The organism is uncultured Imperialibacter sp. (genome assembly GCF_963974565.1).
Lineage (GTDB): Bacteria > Bacteroidota > Bacteroidia > Cytophagales > Cyclobacteriaceae > Imperialibacter > Imperialibacter roseus.
In genome coordinates this window covers 204150-223609 of record NZ_CAXBCJ010000005.1, presented here as the reverse complement: position 1 = coordinate 223609, position 19460 = coordinate 204150, and the positions used below count along the sequence as shown (strand labels likewise).

At 46.9% G+C, this 19460-nt stretch carries 12 protein-coding genes; 10 read left to right on the top strand and 2 right to left on the bottom strand.

What is annotated here, in order from left to right; all coding sequences use genetic code 11:
- Positions 1-17: 17 nt before the first annotated feature.
- The gene (locus AAC052_RS09310) at positions 18-485 is read right to left on the bottom strand and encodes a hypothetical protein (RefSeq protein WP_339812752.1); all 468 of its coding nucleotides are present in this window, start codon (positions 483-485) and stop codon (positions 18-20) included.
- Between the two features lie 444 nt (positions 486-929).
- Here AAC052_RS09310 and AAC052_RS09305 point away from each other — a divergent pair, with 444 nt between their 5' ends.
- From AAC052_RS09305 to AAC052_RS09295, 3 genes are all read left to right on the top strand, one after another.
- Positions 930-1199 (top strand): hypothetical protein, encoded by a 270-nt coding sequence (locus tag AAC052_RS09305; RefSeq protein ID WP_339812749.1) that lies wholly within the window; start codon positions 930-932, stop codon positions 1197-1199.
- Between the two features lie 179 nt (positions 1200-1378).
- Positions 1379-2152 (top strand): SOS response-associated peptidase family protein, encoded by a 774-nt coding sequence (locus AAC052_RS09300; RefSeq protein ID WP_339812747.1) that lies wholly within the window; start codon positions 1379-1381, stop codon positions 2150-2152.
- A gap of 51 nt (positions 2153-2203) precedes the next feature.
- The gene (locus AAC052_RS09295; protein WP_339812744.1) at positions 2204-2608 is read left to right on the top strand and encodes a hypothetical protein; all 405 of its coding nucleotides are present in this window, start codon (positions 2204-2206) and stop codon (positions 2606-2608) included.
- Positions 2609-3193: 585 nt separating this feature from the next.
- Here AAC052_RS09295 and AAC052_RS09290 read toward each other — a convergent pair.
- Entirely contained in the window at positions 3194-4774 is a 1581-nt protein-coding gene (locus tag AAC052_RS09290) for a hypothetical protein (protein WP_339812742.1), read from the bottom strand.
- Positions 4775-5174: 400 nt separating this feature from the next.
- On the opposite strand from AAC052_RS09290, the gene AAC052_RS09285 reads away from it, so the two are divergent.
- The 7 genes from AAC052_RS09285 (at position 5175) to AAC052_RS09255 (ending at position 19458) form a co-directional block, all read left to right on the top strand.
- Positions 5175-6251, top strand: a complete 1077-nt coding sequence (locus AAC052_RS09285) for a PorP/SprF family type IX secretion system membrane protein (RefSeq protein ID WP_339812740.1) — start codon at positions 5175-5177, stop codon at positions 6249-6251.
- Positions 6236-8251: a hypothetical protein gene (locus AAC052_RS09280; protein ID WP_339812738.1), complete on the top strand. Its 2016-nt coding sequence runs from the start codon at positions 6236-6238 to the stop codon at positions 8249-8251. The genes AAC052_RS09285 and AAC052_RS09280 overlap by 16 nt, the downstream gene beginning before the upstream one ends.
- Positions 8248-10305, top strand: coding sequence for a PQQ-binding-like beta-propeller repeat protein (locus AAC052_RS09275; RefSeq protein WP_339812737.1), 2058 nt, complete (start codon positions 8248-8250; stop codon positions 10303-10305). The genes AAC052_RS09280 and AAC052_RS09275 overlap by 4 nt, the downstream gene beginning before the upstream one ends.
- A gap of 47 nt (positions 10306-10352) precedes the next feature.
- The gene (locus AAC052_RS09270) at positions 10353-15461 is read left to right on the top strand and encodes a hypothetical protein (protein ID WP_339812734.1); all 5109 of its coding nucleotides are present in this window, start codon (positions 10353-10355) and stop codon (positions 15459-15461) included.
- 16 nt (positions 15462-15477) lie between these two features.
- Complete coding sequence (locus AAC052_RS09265; RefSeq protein WP_339812732.1) at positions 15478-17913, top strand: T9SS type A sorting domain-containing protein; 2436 nt, start codon at positions 15478-15480, stop codon at positions 17911-17913.
- A gap of 115 nt (positions 17914-18028) precedes the next feature.
- Complete coding sequence (locus AAC052_RS09260; protein WP_339812730.1) at positions 18029-18952, top strand: HEAT repeat domain-containing protein; 924 nt, start codon at positions 18029-18031, stop codon at positions 18950-18952.
- 56 nt (positions 18953-19008) lie between these two features.
- A complete protein-coding gene (locus tag AAC052_RS09255; RefSeq protein ID WP_339812728.1) occupies positions 19009-19458 on the top strand; it encodes a hypothetical protein in 450 nt (149 codons plus the stop codon).
- The last annotated feature ends 2 nt before the right edge of the window (positions 19459-19460 follow it).

Genomic DNA, 19460 nt, shown 5'->3' with positions numbered 1-19460 from the left:
TTTTTTGCGCCGTAGCACTAGGCCGATTTTGAGGAGGTCTGTCTGAACCGTGAGCTTAGGTCATCATAGATCACCTTGGCTCCTGGAGCATTCATTCTAGCCGCCAATTTCACCGAGTTGTAGTAGCTCAGGGCCGCCACATAGGCCTCTGATCCACTCATTAGTATAGTGTCGTCCAAATTTGCCATGAGCTGCTGCAGTGGCTTAAAGAGGGTGTTAAGATCTTTGACAGCCTTAAAGTCGATCTCCAAGTCATCGGCTTTCACATAGGGTGGCAAAAAGGCGGGAGATGACTTCGTATAGTCAAGCACCTTGCCAACAAATACTTCTGTTCCGTCACCCATTTTAGGCGCCTCTTTGCGTTGTTGTGCCGTAAGTGTGATGAGCAAAGGAGAAAGAGTTTTCACAATATCATCTACTTTGGTCTTTAGCTCAGCCAAAGTTTTTGGCGGAATCTGCACCGCCACTACATTTTCCATTGACATAGTAAATAAGTGTTAAAGGTTAAATAATAATTTACATCTACTAATAATAATGATATATGATTTCATACGGAAACTAAATTTCAACAAATTACACTATCTGCTAATTGTCAATTAGTCAACACAACCTCGTATATCAATGCTTTTGATCGATCTTGGCTAGTATCGTTAAAGAATTCACTAAATTTCACTGATCACTCAGTTACGCTGAAAAAATACAGGAAATGGAAAAGACGGAGGATATTAAGCGAAGAAATCGCTTCATTGTTTGGTTTATATTCACGCTGTTCTTCGGAGCGTGCCTATTCTATGTAGGATATAAACTAGGCTATAACACTGCAAAACATGAATACTTGAAATTGCACCCGCATTTGAAGAATGTGTGAGCCTAGAGAGGGTTCATCCTCAAAGCGACAAGATTATTAGAAGGTAAAAAGAAGATAAGCCATGCCCCGCACAATTTTAAATCTCATCACCAATTATAAAAGCGGAAAGTCTATAGCAAAGCAAGTCGGCCCTGCGAAGCCGGAGGAACCCTTGAAATCAAAACGCTATGAAAGAAAGACCTCGCCCAAGTACGCAGAAAGCTGGACAATTCGTGGTAAGAAAAAACTAACAACTCCCGAGGGAAATTCTGTGGACGTTAGGAAGGAAATGATGAAGGATGCGGGTAAGGGTGTAAAAATTGGCCGACGCCGAAGGGATGACAAGAAATGATCGTTAAGTACGAAGGATAGCACCTTGAAGCAAACGTCGGTATGGGGCGGCGACCGCCAACACCCAACACATTGCTGCAAGTAGAACCAGCCCAAAATAGTATCAATTGAAATGCTATGGCTTTTGGGCGGAAATCGATATTTTTAATGACTATCGGTGCAACCTAAAACTTATCAATCATGTGTGGACAGTTGGGATTCTTTTCAGAAAGGATGACTCGTGACGATTGGGCGGATGCCAGGGAAGACATGAAACATCTTCAAGAAATTCTTGATTCAACACCCGTTACCAAAACTTATCACAACCCTACAGGGTCGAGATGCTGGGCTATCCTTCAGGAGGATCCTGGTGAAATGATTCAGGCCCAATTCGGCTATTACCATGAGTACAAAGGGAAATTGAGCTGGCGGTTTAATGTTAGGAGCGAAGGTGGATTTCACAACCAGAGCGAAGACCCCAATTATGACGGCCCCTGGGAAATCTTCACTAACCCTTTTGCCCGTGAGCAAATTATTAAACGACGTTGCGTTGTTCCAGCGAATTTCTTTGTCGAACAACCACTTGGTGGTAAGCCAAAAAAGAAGTTTATCATCCGCAAAAAAACTGCTGAAGTTGAATACCCGGCCTTCTTCCTGGGTGCCATCTATGACTGGATAACCGACAAGGAAACAGGGGAACACTATCCTGGATTTTCTTTGATTACAACAGCAGCAGCTCCGATAATGAAGCCTGTCCTCCATCCAAGAAGCCCCCTTGTAATACCCCCAAAATTGGTTTACGATTGGCTCGATCCTCAACTCACAGAAGACCAAATAATTTCCTTCTTCGGGCCCTTTGACTCCTCTGGCTTCGAAACTTTTGAGGTGGATACCGTGATCGCAAAAAAGAAGCTTCCTATTCCAGAAGATGACGAGTCGCTGATAATGCCGATTTCGGAGATTTATCCTGGGTAATTTTCTTCCTGTGTCCGCTGGTACTTAGCTGCCGCTAGCATAGATTGTTGAATGGAAAATCCCAGCATATCTTCGAAGTCTGAAACGGGGCAATTTGAACTAATTCCTTCATCAGAAGTAATAATGGCGCAGGTTGGAGTTTGCCGCCCTGGGCGCAAAGAATGGTATTGGACAAAGCTATCAGGCTTTGGCAAATACTTAAGGACACTCCCTTTGGAAATAAGGAATTCGCTTGGCTATGTCATAGCTTCGCAAAAACGCAAAGCTGCTATTGGTTCTGGTAGTTTACAAGGCAGCAACGTTTATATTAAATTATTGTTGACAGCCACCAATAAATCAGCTACAAAGGAATTTTCAACGGTGGATGATTTGCTCGAGCATCTAGATGGTGAGCCGAAGATTGCTTCTATACTGGGGTATGAGCGACGAGATAGAAAATTGCCCCTTCTAAAATAATAAGTTTGACGTTTTCTGCTTGAAGTGGGGCCTTCCTTTCAAGTTGCGCTACAAGAGCAAGTTTCACACACCCTCGTTAAGTACAAGCGAAAACAATGGCGAGGGGATTCATCCGCAAAGCGATAAGGTGATTCGAAGGTGAAAAAAAGATAAGCTACGCCCAATACCATTGTAAGGATCATCACTAACTATAAACCTGGGCACAACCCCTGCAAGCAATTGACGATAATAAAAGAAAACAAGCACTTAAAATTAAAGTGCTTTCCAAAAAAGACTTGTCTTTAATACGTGAGGAATTCGACTAGCAGGATGAGTAAGAAAACATGGTGAAAGTCATAATAGTCCCTAGCCCGATATTCTTTTTGTTTCTCCGAATCACGAAAGTGTACTTCCACGTCCGATGTCGCAGTTTTTATTTTTTTTGGTTGTCCATTTTAGAGAAATATCCAGCATTGCGGAGACTTTCTCATCTAAGCTGCATGTTTTGCATTATTTGTCACAATTGCAACATGTGACTAATGCGTCGAGATACGCATCCTTGTGGGTAAACTAACCGATCATTAAGAAACACTTGCTTAAGCCAACTTAAAATGAGAAATCATCGATATCTGCTTTGTCCAGTTGTATTTTTGGCTCACCTCGAACTTGGTTGATGTTCAAATCATAAGGTAAATTTATGACGTTAAACTTTCCTGTTTTGTGACTACAGTACGATATAACACTGCAATTGAGACATTTATTCGCAAATGAAATTCTATCGCCATCCACTTCCATCGACTTTCTTGCCTTGAAATCATTTACATCTTGTATGGTTCGCTTCAATTTGTTAGAATTTGATTGATCAGCCTTTACCTTAGTTAGCCTGTAGGACTTAATAACAATTTTCTTTTTTTGCCTACCTGCCTCTGTTTGGATATCGATTAAATGCCAATACCAAGTAATCAGATAACCGAACGAAATCTCTGCTTCCACAAGTTCATCTATAAAGGCATAGTGCTTTATTAGGTCACTATCAAACGGTGTGTTTGAATCAGCAGAATAAATGCTCGAGAATTTTTCGGTGATTGCAAACTTGATTCCGGAACTATCTTGCATAATGTAATCTGGGGCTCCTTTTAAATCCCCTGCTTTGTTTGCGTAAATTGTGGGTTTTGGGTTGGTCGCATTGTTTACTCTTATAGTGGAACGAAATAGGGATTCAAAATCTTGCTGCAACTGAGTGTTGATTTCAATATCACACCCATCAAAAACATCTTTGAAACTATTCGTTATTTGAAATCGCCTATGCCTGTCAATGAACAACTCCTTTTCCCCGAGCCATTCGTCTTTCTCCCAACTTGCATTCGTATCTACTTTAAAGGATTCGTTGATTGCAAACGAAACTGGGCAAAAAAGATAGTGGCTGAGGTCGCTTACAAGAGTTACTTTATTCTCCCTGTAATTTCTCTCTGGTATGGCCTTTAATCGATTGTGGAACTCTTCTTGAAAGCACTTGATGACTCGAGCTAATTTTACCCTAGATATATAATCATCAAATGTTATCTCATTTAATATGTGTTTTTTGAACTGGGTAATTTTTTGATCTACAAAGTTCAGATTTGCCAAGCAACTTTCTATATACTCTAGATGCTTGTTTAGTTGTACAAGAATGTCGGCATACCTTATAAAGTAGACTTTTCTGTCAGCCGGATAAACTATGTTGTTGAAGCTGAAGACTGAATTGCTAATCACCGCTTGATCAAGTTTTTGTATCCATTCATACGCTAACTTAAAGTCTTTTTCATAGCTCAAGTGCTTTATAACCGTCAAAACCGTCTTGGTGTATACGCTTGATGTGTACTTATCGTATCTGTCAGCACGAGACAGAATATTTTCAGCATCAGATAGAAGGTTTGGATTATCCCAATCCTTCACGTTTTCACTGTAGTCAAGCCAAAGCTTGTCGTTTTGCAATGGCTTGAAATCGGGATAAGTAATTCCTAGTTCTGAGTGCAATTTTCGAGCACCTTCATAGTCTCCTATTTTTCGAAGGCATTGAGCCAAGTAATAGCCATTCCATTCATTTTTTTCCAATTCCCAAATTGCTGCCCAAAGTTTACAGGTCTCCTTTAAGTTGCCTTCTTTCTTACTCTTGTTAGCCTCTGCTTTGAGCTCAACTATCGTCATTTGTTTCCTTTTTTTCCAATGGCCTAAAACGGCGCTCCTTAAATCATTGCAGTCGATTGCTATTCATCATTTAGTGAAGATAACAAATTTACCTTTATGCCAGTAAAAGGCTTTTTGTGTGCTAATCTGCGCAACAGCTTCGCCTTTATTGATATTGATCGCTGTTTGGTTCTGAAAATGCCTGTTGACTATAATGAACCGATTAGACATTAATCGTTACTTTATTTGTGTATTTAGTAATCTTTCATCTAAGTTGTTCCTGCGTGAGGGATAGCAGCGGAAAGCCCACAAGGTGAGGCACGAGCCTGAGGACTTGTAGCGAATAGCCCGACCTCTCGAGCTCACTACTTATTGGTTTGATAAATATTTCATGCGAGAGAGGGCACGCCCAAAAAAGCTTATGCAAGATCAGCAGCTCCATTTTGGTCAGGCCATTCAAAACCGGATATTCTTCGACCGCATTCAGGCCGATGACATCAGCGACCCTACCCTGCTGAGCGCCGTTGACCAGCGGACGGTGTTTGAGGGAAATGCGGGGCTGCACTACACCCTGAAGAAACTCCATGTGGGCTTTGCCAGCGAGCAGCTGTTTCAAAACACCATTAAATACAACAACGAGGCGCTGTTTCAGTCGCTCGACTATACGTTTGTCCGGCACTACTACACCACGCTCGACTACACGTTCACCGCCAGCCCCCATGTCGACATTAAGCCGATGGTGCTCCTGCGCACGGTGCAGGGGCTGCCCTCCCAGGCTGACCTGAACCTAATGGTGAATTACAAGCAGCTGGTGTGGCTCAATATGAACTACCGGCCAAAGATTGGCGCAGGGTTCTCCATTGGCACGCAGCTGGCTGAGCAGTTTGTGTTTGGCTATACCTACGAGTTTCCCACCACCGACCTGAGTATTTTGGGGAGCTCCACCCACGAATTTGTGCTGGGGCTGAGGCTGCGCAAATCAAGCGACTCGCCCATAGCCAGAGAAAAGGGCGGCAGCATCAAGTCGCTGGAGAAACAGACGGCCATTCAGTATGAAAAAATTGATGCCCTGAAGCAGGAAAATGAGCTGGTGAGCGGGCAGCTGAACGAAACACAAAGCCAGCTGGCAGCGCAGAACGAGGAGCTCCGCCTGCTCAGGGAAATTGTGAACGGCTACCAGGACGACCTGTCGAAGGCCATTGTGCGGCTCCAGGCCAACCCCGATGATACAACTTCTGTTGAGGAAGGGCCTTACTATCTGGTGGTGGGGGCCCTGCGCAATCTGGACGACGCCAAGCTCTTTCAGCGGATTTTGAAACGGGAGGCCGGGCTCGATACCAAAGTGACCCAAAGCGCCTCGGGCACCTGGTATTTTGTGTACTCTCAGGAGATGAACGAGCTGGAAAATGCGAATGGGCTCATCAACGAACTGATGGAGAGCAAGGCTAAACCTTTCATTATAGGCGTGCCGTGGATTTATAAATGGGAGCAGCGGTGAGTGGGCGGCGACAACATATCGCCCCTGATAAAGGCGTTTGGCCGGGCATTCCCGTGTATGTCGTTGCTGGGTGTGTCTTCACACCCAGGAGACGGAAAGGCATGCTGCTGGTGCGTGAGGACACACGCCAGAACGTAAGCATTGTTGATGCATTTGGAGTCACGAATCAGCACTTAGGGTGTGAAGACACACCCAAGGACGTAAGGTGTGGAGACACGAGTCGTGATATAGGGTGTGGAGACACACCCAAAAACACGAAGGACACACCCCAAAATCCGATCGTGGACAATGGGGTTGGGCAAAACATACGCTATCTCGGCTGGCGAGTGGCGACTGTGCTGCTTTTAACGTTGGCGTTTCCGCCGACTCTTTTTGCGCAGGATCTGGAAACATTGGGCGATCAAAAACTCTTTGCGTATAATGGAAGCCTCTCGGCAACGCAAACATTTTATCATGCCGAGGGCATGCCCAGCCGCCGGGATCCCTACTTCTGGCAGCTGAACGCCAACCTCAACCTGACGTTCCTGGGCATCATCAGCGTGCCGCTTTCGGCCACGCTCAGTCAGCAAAACAAGAGCTTTGCCCAGCCGCAGCCCTTTAATAGGTTTGGTATCAGTCCTACGTACAAAGGTCTCACAGTCCATCTGGGTCACCGTACCATCAACTTTTCTGATTATACGTTGGCCGGTAACTTGTTCTTTGGTGCGGGTGTGGAGTACAAGCCTGAGAACAATCCGGTAAGGGTCAGCGCCATGTATGGGCGTTTTGCCAAACCCGTGGCCAATTTCTCACAGTTTGGGCAGGTATATGCCGAGCCCACCTACCGGCGCATCGGCTTTGGCACCAAGGTGGGTTTTGAATTGGAAAAGCAAAGAGCAGCAGTGATGTTCTTCCGGGCGTACGACGACCCTAACTCCATCGATGTGGTGGACAGCTCTTTTGTGGTGACTCCTGAAGAGAACCTGGTGGTGGGGCTGGAAGGTGGCTTCAAATTTTTCGACCGCTTTTCGTTGGAAGGAGAGTATGCCTACAGCCTTTTTACCCGTGACCGGCGGATCCCCGAGCTGTTCACCAACGACTATTCCTTCATCAATAACCTCGGAGGGCTTTACAAACCGAATGGGTCTTCCGCTTTTACCAACGCCTTGAAATCACGCCTTACTTATCAGGGCGATGGCTTTCAGGCCAACTTAAGCTACCGAAGAGTGGACCCCGGCTACACCACGCACGGCTCGTCGTTTCTTAACAACGACCTAGAAGACATCACGGCCGGACTTTCTTTGCCCCTGTTCAACAACCGGGTAACGCTGTCCACCAGCTCAGGCTTGCAACATAACAACCTCGACAACCAGAACAGCGCCCAGGTAAACAGGTATGTGTTCAGCTCATCGGCGGCCATTTCAGCCACAGAAAAGCTCAATATCAACCTGAATGTGTCGAACTACAGCACCAGCACCCAACAGCTACTGCTGCAAACCGATATCCTTTCAGACACGCTGGAGTTTTTTCAGGTGACCAGGTCGGCCATGGCATCGGTGAACTACCAAACCGGAAAGGAAACCAATACAGGCACCCTTTTCGTCAGCGGGAATTTGCAGGACGCCACCGACAACCAGGGCAATGGATCGCTGTTCAAAAGTGGTAACGCCGGTTACAGCTTCAAGATTGGGGAGTACTGGTCGACCAATACGTCGTTCACCATCAATCAGTCGGAAGCCTCCGGCATCAGCAACCTCACCCTTGGGCCGGTGTTTGGCGTGAACCGGTCTTTTATGGACAACAAAGTGCGAAGCAGCCTGTCGCTGAGCCTGCTGAACAGCTACCTGAACAAATCACGAAACAGCCACATCGACAATGTGCGTTGGTCAGTCAACTGGACGGCCGGCAAGCGACATACCGTGTCGTTCAACACCTTTTATCTATTGAAAAACACTTACGAAGAAGCTGCCAAAGCCACACAGGAATGGCGGGGAACACTCAATTATGCTTTTAGATTATGACAAATCACAACCAGCCAATTAGCCACCAGTCCCGTAGAGACGACATAAACGAAAAAAGCACCCCTGGCCAATTCAGAAAGCCAGCTGCGAATGATAGAGCAGAAAGAAGCGGCAGTCAGTCCCAGCGGGACGACCTATCGGTACCCCGGAATACAGATCGCCTAACAACCAGTCCCTTAGGGATGGCATATCGGTGCCTCTTTCTATCGCTGCTGCTTCTCACCGTGTGGGGAGCAAAGGCTCAGGTGCTAACACCCAGCTGGGAGATCTCATTGCCAGGCAAATTGAAGTGGATGCAGATCAACGATTATGGCATCCTCATTGCTTCCTGCGACAATGGACTGTATGGCGTAAACCCAGAAAACGGCGACAAGCTGTGGGAAATCACCACCCTCACCAATGTGCCCGAGGCCAATTACCAGGTGATTGAAGGCACACCCCTGGTGCTGATTGCCGACAAGGGGGGCGACTCACAAACCCTGATCATCAACGGCCTGAACGGGAACCTGATTTTTGACTCGGCCAAAGAAGCCCTCGGGTCGATTATCAGTACCAAAGTGATTCCTGAGGCTGGAGGGGCAATGATTGCCTACAGCAACGACGGCGGTGACGGCATCACGATGTTTGATTATGTGAGTGGTGAGAAAAAATGGAACACCACTTTTGACAAAGCAAAGGGCAAGGATCTCCAGCCGCAGCCGATTATCGACAACGAGGGGAATATCATTTATGCCCTTGGAAAAGAGCTGTACAAATTGAACGGTAGCACCGGTGCGATCATTTGGCAGACGGACAGTAAAAAGAACTATATCGACCTGTTTCTGCAGCCCAATGGGGAGGTGTTGTTTGCGGTCAGTGGGTCTCCTTCTTCTACTTTTTTTGAGGAGCATACCGGGAAGCAGATTGGCCTCGCCAGTGGCGCAGCAGGCAACTTCGCCGTGGATGCACTGGACCTCGGCAGTGGGAAGGAAATATGGAAAAACCCGGTGGAGTACTCCAAAGCCAAATACAGCGGAGTGGCGTTGGGAGAAAATGATTTTCTGCTGTTTCAAACCTTCAGTTCCGGTAAGATCGACTACGCCACGGGAGATCACTTGTGGAAGAAGGAGAAAATGGGATCAGGCGGAGAAAAGAATGCCGGCGTATTTGTGACCGACAAAGGCCTGGGCTATGCCATGATGGATGGCGTGGGCAGGGCCTATATCAATTTTGTTAACGACGCAGGGGAGCCGATGTGGAAAAAACGACCAGTCATCAATGGGCGGCTGACTTACTACAAACAGTACGGCAACGCCCTCTTCTTCATCAGCGAACAGGAAACCAATTTCCTTAACCTCGACGATGGCACCTTTATGTGGAATGGCGATAAGTACCTATCGGCCGGGGAGGTCCCCATTAGTGTGGTGCAGGACAGTGACGGCAGCTTTGTGATGTACGTCAAAGGCAAGCTGGTGCGGGTAATGCCCGACCAACAGGATTGGGTGGAAATCACCTCCAATTTTGCCTTCAGGGGTGAGCTGCCCACAGGCATACAATTATTGCCCAATGGCTACCTGCTCACGGGCAACCAAAATGCCATGCTGATAAGCAAGAGCGGGAGGGTTGGCTACCACAAGTTTTATCCTGCTCCGGAACAAAGCTTTGGTGCCAAGCTGGCCCTTGGTGTGCTGGGTACAGGCACCGCTCTCACAAGCTTTGCCTATGGCGTTTCTTCCATTGGCTATGGGATGCAGGGAGCGCTCCAGGGCAACGACGCCTTCACCAGAAAGGCGCAGAAGCAAATGACGGTGGCCACTTTTACCAGGGACGTGACCGGAGGCCTTGGAGCCATGGCCCAGGCCAGGTTTGGCGAACAAGCTGGTACCGATAACTACAAGCTAATACTCACCAAAAAGGACCATAGCATCGGCTTTGTCAAAATCAATATTCTGACAGGAGAAGAGGAAGGACAAATTGTGACCAACGACCGCACCCCCGATTTCTCCATCGATCCCATTGGCAAAAAGGTGTTTTTGAAGTCCGCAGATGACAGGGTGGCCTGTTACGACCTATAAAAGATGTAGTTGACGTGAATAGAAGGCAAAACATACCTGACCAGACAATGCGTGCGACGAAGAAACGGCGATGGCTTTTGTTATTCGCCTCGCTGGTGCTTGTTGTGCACGGTGCTTTGGCCCAGGTGCAACGCTACCCCGCCGATATACAGCCAGTTTTGCCACCGCCCTACTCAGTTTACCTCAGCGATTACACGGCAGAGGGAAGCAACCGGCTCACAGCCAACATTGTCTTCAACGACTTCAACGAAGCGTCGTGGACTTTTAAACTTCGGCTTTCTATTGAAAGCATGGGTGTGCGGCTCCGTACCAAAAATGGGTTTACCCCTGTCGCACCCATCACCGTTCAGCCCGGGGCACCTTATGTTTTCAGCGGGTCGGATTGGGCAGAGTATTTTAACTTCAATAACCTGAATGTAAACGGTCCGAATGCCAGCAAGATCATCAACTCGGGCAGGCTACCGGAGGGCATGTATTCTATCTGTCTGCAGGTATTGGATTATAACACAGGAGAATTGCTATCGCAGGAAAGTTGCGCCAACGTCTGGATACAATTGCTGGATCCACCCAGAATAATCAGCCCGGGCGAAGGCGAGTTTCTGGATCCGGCAACTACAACTACCTTTCCCATTACCTGGCAGCTCTTTAATACTGCTAGTGCCAACAATACCCTGGGAACAGATTTTCAGCTGACCATGTGGGAGCTGACTGAGCCGGGGGCCAACCCATTAAGCGCTGTGCAGAACGGGCAGGCGTTGCAGGTGTTTCAAAGCGACTTGCTACAAAACACTAACTACACCTATGGCCCCGCTGATCCGCTTCTTGAGGCAGGTAAGGCCTATGTATACAGGGTACAAGCGAAAGACGCAGATGGTAAAGACAGGTATAAAAACAATGGCTATAGTGAGTTTAGGCTGCTTTACTATGGTTGGCCTGTCGGCGGGAAAATAGACTTGATTTACCCCGAGTATGGCTATGGCTTTAAAAGACGGGACGTAGCTTCACTGCTATTTTCGGCACCGAATAACAAGCTTCCAAAACAATATGTCAACTATCAAGTGGTGGTTAAAGAGTTTTCGGACAGTGAGGAGCCTGGGGAAGCATTTTTGACAAATCAGTCTTGGTATTACCGGTTAACAGATCCTTTTAACTATAGTTTTACAAATGCGGAAAGGCTTCCATTTCCTACGATAGATAAAGGTTATGTTTGGCAAATAAAGGCCTTTTCTAATGGGCAGGAAGTAGCGAAAAGTGACCTGTCCGTTTTCTATGGCCCTCCTATCGTGGAGAGATTCTATGCGGCCTCTCACAGAATTGAAGTAGATAAGATAATAAACAAAGACTTTTCACATTTTTCCGGACTGGGGAGAGTACGGCTTTCGCAGGATGATGAAGTCTGGACTAATATTTCTTTTGAAGAGATCAAAATAGTTGAAAGGGGGGGCTTTGTCTACATGATCGATGGAGAAATTAACGTCGAAACCAGCCCCATTACTTTCGAACTTACTCCAGGGAATGAGGCAGATGGTGAGGCTACTTTTCTGGCAACTAACTATAAAATAACAAAGGATGGTTTGTTTGTCGAAGGGAGTTTCTCCTGGGATCTACCGTTTCCTTTGCTCTCATCGGGCACTGGAAAAGTTACATCGGAGAAGTTCGCTTCCGACTTTAACGATTTTCGGCTTTCGGGAGTAGCGAACCTCACCACCAGCAATTCTTTCGAGCTACTGGATCCTCAGTTTTTCAAGCTTGACCTTTCTCCTACCAGCACAGTGGTAATCTTCGACAATCAGTATTGGTTTGGCTTTGATGGAACGCTGACTACCCCCTCTACCAAATCAATCACAGGGAGCAATGCTACCTGGGCTTTTAATCAGGTGGACAATCTTAGGCTAATAGAGATATCCGACTCAACCAATACAGTTCCACTGAGAGTAATAGCGGGCACGGGCATGGAATTGCTTCCGGGCAAAAGCATCATTGACCTGGATGATGCCTCATCGCCAGGTAAGTTTGCCGGTCAGCCTTACTGGAAGGGGGTTTACATTGAGCAGTCTACCCTGAAAATTGCAAAAGCGATGGATGGGGCAGGGCAGTTTGCACTCAGCAGCGAACTCGAAAGTGTTATTGATCTGAATACATCCCCGAATAGCCTGGTTGGGGTCACCGGAGAGGGTTTTACCCTGAAGCATGATTTGCAGTTCGTTGTGGCTGGGGAATTCAATACTTTTCCAGCCAACTTCACCCGGCTTACACTGGACATCAACAATCAGCAAGCCAATGAGACCAGCAGGCTGGAGGGAAATTTTCTGGTGCCTTTTATTGACACGACCACACCTTTTGAGTTCCGATCTCAATTGTACGATAGAGGGTTTCGGCCGGGAACCCTGGCCAACCTGAACAATAAAACGTTCAGGTTCAATCCGGAGGGAGGAGAGCTGGCGGTTGACCTAACAATCAAGCAAGGCCAGATGGCAGGCAACGATCACCTGCAACTTACGATGGATGTATCATGGCCTTCTGTCGGTGTAACGTTGAGCGAAGTCAATAACTTCAACGTGTGGGGAGACTACAGGGTCGGTTTTTACGTACCGGAAGGGGTTTTGGCCCTTACCAATCAGGTCAACGCCACCTTTAGAGGATATCCGGTGACTATCGATGCCCTCAGTGCCGGTCGGACTCAGAACTATTATGGTTTTGCCATTTCAGGGAAAGTGGTGATGGGTGAGGACGTTAGTGGCGACGACGGGGCACCCGCATTCAACCTCTATTCCATGGTTGAAAATGCCATGCTGGACAAGAGCTATATGCCAGCGCCTACGCAGGGAGCATTCAACCTGGCATCGGCTCAAAATGGCCTTGACAAATTGCAAGAAGAGATGGCCGCCCTGGAAGAGGACCTCACTCAAAAAGTGGAGCAGCAAACGGAAGCACTTAAAGGGACAACTGTTGACTTGATTGCATCTGCCTCAGGAAGCCTGGGTGGGCAGGCCCATGATTTAGAGGCCCTGGTAAATGTTCCTGAGGAACCTACAGCAATTGACTATGAATCAATCGCTGATCGCAAAGAGCGGTTGCTGGCGTATTTGGAGCTTTTCCGGGAGTTGGCTAACGATCCCACAGTTGTAGATGGGTTGATTGAGCAGATTCAGAATAGCGAGGAGGATTTCGACAACATATCAGACATAGTTGCAGAGCTGAAGCGATTTGCTACCAATTTTGCTATAGATAAAGTCGCTTCTTTGGGAGATGGATTTTTGATGAAAGTAGAGCAGGCCACCAATAATATAAATGGTGTGATCATAGGACAAGCCAACCAGCTAACCAGCTCGGTGAAGCAGGAAGTGGATCAGGCAGTGACAGCAATTATTTCCACAGTTTCTTCAGATGTAATAGCAAGCCTCTCCCAGGATGCTCCAGACGCTTCTTTAATAGTAGAGGCAGTTGCCAACTCCACCAGAGAGGCAATCGTCAATGAACTTACCATTGCGCTCAATTCATCGGTTAATCAAAATATCGTATTTCCAGTCACTTCTTTCATAAGCACTAATTTGAATGAGAGGGCTAAGCGACTCGTCAGGCAAACTGCCGAAAACGTGGTGCTTGGTGCCATTAACCAGGATCAGAATCCTTCCGAAATTATGCAGGGCGTGCTCGACGGATTTGATGATGAGCTCAAAGGCCTCGGGGATGAGCTGGGTGCTCAGGTCGACATGGACAAGATGCTGGAGGCTATCAAAAGTGTAGGGCAAGATTTGATAGCCAACATAAGTGCGGATCGAATTGTCAATCAAATCAAGCAGGGTGCGTTGGAGGCGGTGGCCGGGGCAGTCAGGCAGAAGGTGTCGGCTGCGGGCAACGAGTTGGTCAATAACCTGCTCGGCGACGACGTGGGCATTTCCATCCCCGTGGACTTTGCCGCTGTCGGCGGGAAGCTCCTCTCGGGAGCTAATCCGAAGGATCTGCTTTTTGACCCCGTCCCCATCAGTGTGCGCTCCCCGGCGCTTGACCTCAATGGAATTATTCACTTCAGAAAAGGGGATCCTCAGTATGGTGACTCATGGTCGGCCAAAGATATAGACGCCTTTGTGAAAGTCCCGAAGCCCTTCCACATACAACTCGCCTTTATGAGCGGAAGAAAGGATAATGTGAGCTTCTGGATGGCTGAGGTTGGAAGTGGAGGTCCTCCACCTAACCCTGGGGAACCTGCCGACGCCGACAAAATGGGGCAACCGATGCAGCCCTCAACGATCAAGGAAGTGACTGACGAAATAGAGCTCGGGGTAGTCAAAATAGTGGCTTTGCAAGGGAGAGTTTACCGCCACATGACGGCCAATGGGCTGGAAGGTATTGTACCTGACGGCAACAACAATTATGGAGCCTACTTGCATATGGTGGCTTTCGGCCCGCAAAATGGCAAAATGCTCCGGCTGGAGATTGATGCAAAAATGGACGTGGCTGCTACTGGCGACTTTACGGTTGACTTCCTGGGCAATGGCCAGATGCTTAGCAGTGTTCCGCAAGTGGCAACCATTGATCAAACAGCGGTTATTAAGGGTACTATTGCCTTGAAGTACAATTCGGCAGAGCAGCACTTTTTTGGACACCTGGCCGCCTCTTTTGAAAAGCCAGGGGTGCTTTGTGCACAGGGTAGTTTGCTGGTGGATGTGAAACCCGGAGCATGGAGAGTGGCGTTGGGCAGTCAGCAGGAACGGCTCAAGTTTATCCTGAACTGCGCCGGCTTTGGCCCCACAGGCTGGCTCGACCTCAATCAAAATACTGCCAATCTGGGGCTGGGACTGGAATTCATGTTCAAGCCGAACCCCATTCATGTCGACATAGCGATTGTCGAATTTGATCTGGTCATCGAAGCCGGAGCGGCAGCTGGCGTGCAGGTAATTGCGCAATACAACCCCAGTTTTCAGTTGAAAGAAGCCGGACTTTGGCTTGAGCTTTGGGCGCAGATATATGCCCAGTATCAAAAGAAAGTTTCCGGCAAAACGGGCACTATCACCCTGGTGGACATTTACCTGGCTGCCAATGCCAATATGAGATTCAACCCCGCTCCCAGCATTTTATATGGCAAGGTGAACGGCCACTTGCAGATACTGGTATTCAGCTTCGGGATTAACAAGGATTTTCAAATGAATTTGTAACAATTAATCAGCATAGATGAAAAGAATTCTACTAACTCTAATGATTATTGTCTCGGCTTTCTTTGGCTTTTCGCAGACAACAACAAACACCATTCAGCCAGTCTTTCCAGAGGAGGGCTATCGGTTTGGTTTTACTGAGATTGTAAGTGTTATGTGGGCTCCTTTTGAGCGATTTATCGACACCGAAATGGACGTCTATTACACCATAACCGTGGTTAAGATCAACGAGGGGCAAACAAAAGAAGATGCGATTATCAATAATGAGCCTATATATTTCAGGGAATTTACGATGCCGGCGGCGGCGAATGATATTAATATTGCGGAGAGGCTGGATGATTCTGGAAGCTTTCCCGTTAATTCCAACATTGCGTGGCAAGTATCAGGAAAAGGAATAGAAGACGACGTCTTGTACTTTGATAACGGGCCAATAAGTACTTTTAAGACACGTTTGATTGCCTATCAAATTTCAGCGGCAGGTAACTATGTTAAATTAACTGACTCCAATGATGATTTGAACCACTTCTCGGGAAGCGGCTACTGGATATACTATCCAAAAACATATCCTAGCGGCGAGAAAATTGCTGACACACTTTACACCTCATTTGACAATCTGCGTATCAATAATACCGGTGGCTCTTTCTATTTGGATAGTGGTAGGATTGAATTTAAGAGGCCAAACCTGGCCTCCGTTCCTTTCTTTTTTGACAGCAATGAGTCAAGGTTTGAGTATGATGAGGTGGTTATTGTAAGGGAGGGAGCTCGTATGATGGGAAGCTTCGAGGCATTTTTGCCGCTCAAGGGATCGAATTACCCAATATTGTTAGAAAACGAACACAGTGAAATAGTGTTTGCAAATTATCTTTATGGAAGGATTCCTATTAAAGAGCAACTGATCAATTTACAGGACAATGATATTACATTAAAACTGTTCAGTGGTTCGTTGGTCTACATTCAAGAAGGCTCTTCCATAGATGATAACAACTATCGGTTTGCGTTAGACGTCGGGTACAGTTTCCCCAACGTAAATAGTTTGAAAAATGATGAGCCGTATTTCTTTAGAATTTTGGGAGGGATAAACAGTGCCTCTGACGAGGAAAAAATATTCTATGGAAACCTTAGTCAAAATAGTTTACTTAACAGTTCGGACACGCTTGAGTTCCTTCCCGGCAGCGGATTGAGATTTCGACCATGGTCAGGAATTTTGGATATGTCTGATAGCCAGAGTCCAGAGGGTATTGATGACCCAGCCTGGCACGGTGTTACTTTTAGCGGTATTAGCCTCTACCATCCCACTGCTTTTGGAGACCTACAGTTTGTCAACCAACCGTCTCCCCGTAACTACGATAAAAGCATCGGCTTCTCTATTGGCCCATTGGGTTATTCGGCTACTTTGACTTTCCCCTTCGGCCCTGGGCCATTCGGTGAACAAGAACACCTAACAACACTTCACGGTGATACGCTTATATTAAGCAAAGCCTATTATGATGTAAAAAATAACGAAATTATTAGTGCTTATGTGGAGGGTGAAGGAAGGGTTCCATTTTTCAACCCAAACAACGAAATCTACGGATTCAAATATTTTTTCACCGAAGATGGCTGGGGCAAAAAGACCACTTTCTCCATCAACGAATTTGAATTTCTTAATGCTCCTTCAGCAATTGGCCAACCAGTTGAAACTCGTGCCCATCACGTGGTTCTCCAATGGCCAGAAGTGGAAGGAGCTACGTCCTACATTGTCAGTGTGTCGCAAGACTATTTTCAAAACACCCTGGAAAACTATACAGCTGTAGAGGTAACTGAACCAACACTCCTGGTAGAAAGCCTCGACGCCGACACTACCTATCAGTACTCGGTAAAACCAATTGTGCCTGGTTTAGAAAACTACTATGCTTATCCAGTGGAGTTCTCCACAGCAATCGAAGTGCCGTTGGTTCCAAACGGCTTTCGACTTAAAAAGGAAGTATCAACAATTCGCTTATTTTGGGTCGATAACCAAACTGAGGAGGGCTACATAATTGAGCGGATCACAGCGGACGGCGAGACTTTTACAGTAGTTGATTCAGTCTCACAAGACACAACTACATTCTCTGAGCCTATCGACTTTTCACTTGACCCAATTGCATACCGTATTGCCGCATATAACGCCGGTGGCCAGGGGCCGTATTCCTTTGTTGCTTCGATTAAGACGGGCATCCAAGGTGAAGATCTGAAAAAGTTGGGCATAACTATGTTTCCCAACCCTTCAAGTGAACTAGTTACGATCAATTCACCAAAGGCTCTTCACGCCGTCTCAATAAAAAAAATCAATGGGCAGTCAATTTATCAGGCAGAATTGAGCCAGCCTACCAACAATTTTGAACTGAATATTCAACATTATCAAAAGGGCTTGTACCTGGTAATTATACAGCTAAAGGACGGGGCAATTGGAACGGCTAGGTTAATCAAGGAATAGCGGAGAGCTGCTAGTATCGTGGGCTAAACAGGTCGAGTTGAGATGTGTTAAACTACGAGTGGAGTAACTGTCACCACAACTTGGTGTCGAATTGTGTTTTAAAACATGCTTGCAGATGAAGAAGATAGCGATTATATGCTTTTTACTTAATGTTTTTTTGCGCTTAGGGCTTATTGCACAAGTAGAGTCAGGCAGCCTGCTTACTTTTCTAGCCAGCGTAAGGGAAGGAAATTCGTCAGCACTTCCCTATCAAGTCTTAAGGCAGACCCAGCAAATCGATAATAACATAAGAGTCATTCAAAATGCTGTTAGAGACACCCTCGCAACAGTAAGAAGAGCCTGCTACCAATCCCTTGACGTCATGCAAAAGAGCACCACTGCTCCTGCGGCCAAACAACAAATACTGGCCCTTCAGCTACAGGGCATGACGGACGAGTCTCTCGACATCGTTGGCTTATCCATTCAAAATCTTAGTTCTGTTCCGTCATCGCTGTTCAATGCCTCGCAGAAGAAAACCCTTATCCAGACGCTTGATCGGCAGGTGGCAAAGAAGGAGGTATTAATAAAAATGGTCGGAACGCTGAAAGACCAGAGCGCCGCCCCAGCTCTCAGGCAGTTGTCGCAACCCGGCAATTCGGCAAAGGTGCGATGGGCTGCCTACCTGGCATTATCCAGACTGGGTGATCAAACGGCCATCAACCTGGTGAATAACAAAGTGAGAGGAATTGAAGTAAATGACGATATGGTCTACGACATGGCCCCGTCAATTATTTACACCCAGCAAAAGCAACTCTACGACTACTTGGTAGAATTGCTCTACAGCAACGAAAAGAATTGTGAGTCTGCTAACCCTGATCAAACCAATACCATCAACTGTGCCTACAGGATATTGGAGCTACTAGCACCACAGATAGTAGATTTTCCTATTGCAACGACTGCTTCCGGCGATCTGCAAACAAAAAGTTACCAGGAAGCATTGATAACAGCCAGAGAATGGTTTAGCGTCCATGTAGACTTTCAGGTAAAGAACACCGACTGATCACTTCCGTTTCTGGTACTCGTTAATAATTTGCTTGACTGTCAACATTATTTTCAATGATGAACCTCAACCCGACTACCGATCAACTGCCAGCAACTTTTCCAATAGGAAGCGGCAAAATTTCATTTGAGGAGGATAGGATCGTCGTCGATGACAATGTCAAAACCTGGTATTGGCTCCAGTTGGTGTCGAGTAGCTGCTGGATTGCCTTCGGCACTATTTACGTCAGCAACTTCATCACTGGGAGTGGTGATTATGCGTCGCTGGGTTTAGGGTTGTTAGTTGGCCTGCCTCATGCAGTGCTGTTCATCCTCACCCTTAAAAGAAGCGCTAAGAAGGAGATCGCTTTGAGCGAGGTGCGCTCCGTGCGTTTGAGGGGAAGAGCCGGGTATCGGTATCTGGATATCAAACTTCCTGACCGCCGGGTACGCCGGGTGTACCAGGTTGATAAAGATTATGACAGGCTCCTGGAGTATGTCCGAGTCAATTTCCCGCCAGCATCCTGATT

Bases quoted from the DNA above. Each gene is read 5' to 3' on its own strand.
- AAC052_RS09295 (WP_339812744.1), top strand. From the start codon at position 2,204: ATGGAAAATCCCAGCATATCTTCGAAGTCTGAAACGGGGCAATTTGAA.
- AAC052_RS09290 (WP_339812742.1), bottom strand. From the start codon at position 4,774: ATGACGATAGTTGAGCTCAAAGCAGAGGCTAACAAGAGTAAGAAAGAA.
- AAC052_RS09255 (WP_339812728.1), top strand. From the start codon at position 19,009: ATGATGAACCTCAACCCGACTACCGATCAACTGCCAGCAACTTTTCCA.
- AAC052_RS09265 (WP_339812732.1), top strand. From the start codon at position 15,478: ATGAAAAGAATTCTACTAACTCTAATGATTATTGTCTCGGCTTTCTTT.
- AAC052_RS09270 (WP_339812734.1), top strand. From the start codon at position 10,353: ATGCGTGCGACGAAGAAACGGCGATGGCTTTTGTTATTCGCCTCGCTG.
- AAC052_RS09260 (WP_339812730.1), top strand. From the start codon at position 18,029: ATGAAGAAGATAGCGATTATATGCTTTTTACTTAATGTTTTTTTGCGC.
- AAC052_RS09285 (WP_339812740.1), top strand. From the start codon at position 5,175: ATGCAAGATCAGCAGCTCCATTTTGGTCAGGCCATTCAAAACCGGATA.
- AAC052_RS09280 (WP_339812738.1), top strand. From the start codon at position 6,236: ATGGGAGCAGCGGTGAGTGGGCGGCGACAACATATCGCCCCTGATAAA.
- AAC052_RS09275 (WP_339812737.1), top strand. From the start codon at position 8,248: ATGACAAATCACAACCAGCCAATTAGCCACCAGTCCCGTAGAGACGAC.
- AAC052_RS09305 (WP_339812749.1), top strand. From the start codon at position 930: ATGCCCCGCACAATTTTAAATCTCATCACCAATTATAAAAGCGGAAAG.
- AAC052_RS09310 (WP_339812752.1), bottom strand. From the start codon at position 485: ATGTCAATGGAAAATGTAGTGGCGGTGCAGATTCCGCCAAAAACTTTG.
- AAC052_RS09300 (WP_339812747.1), top strand. From the start codon at position 1,379: ATGTGTGGACAGTTGGGATTCTTTTCAGAAAGGATGACTCGTGACGAT.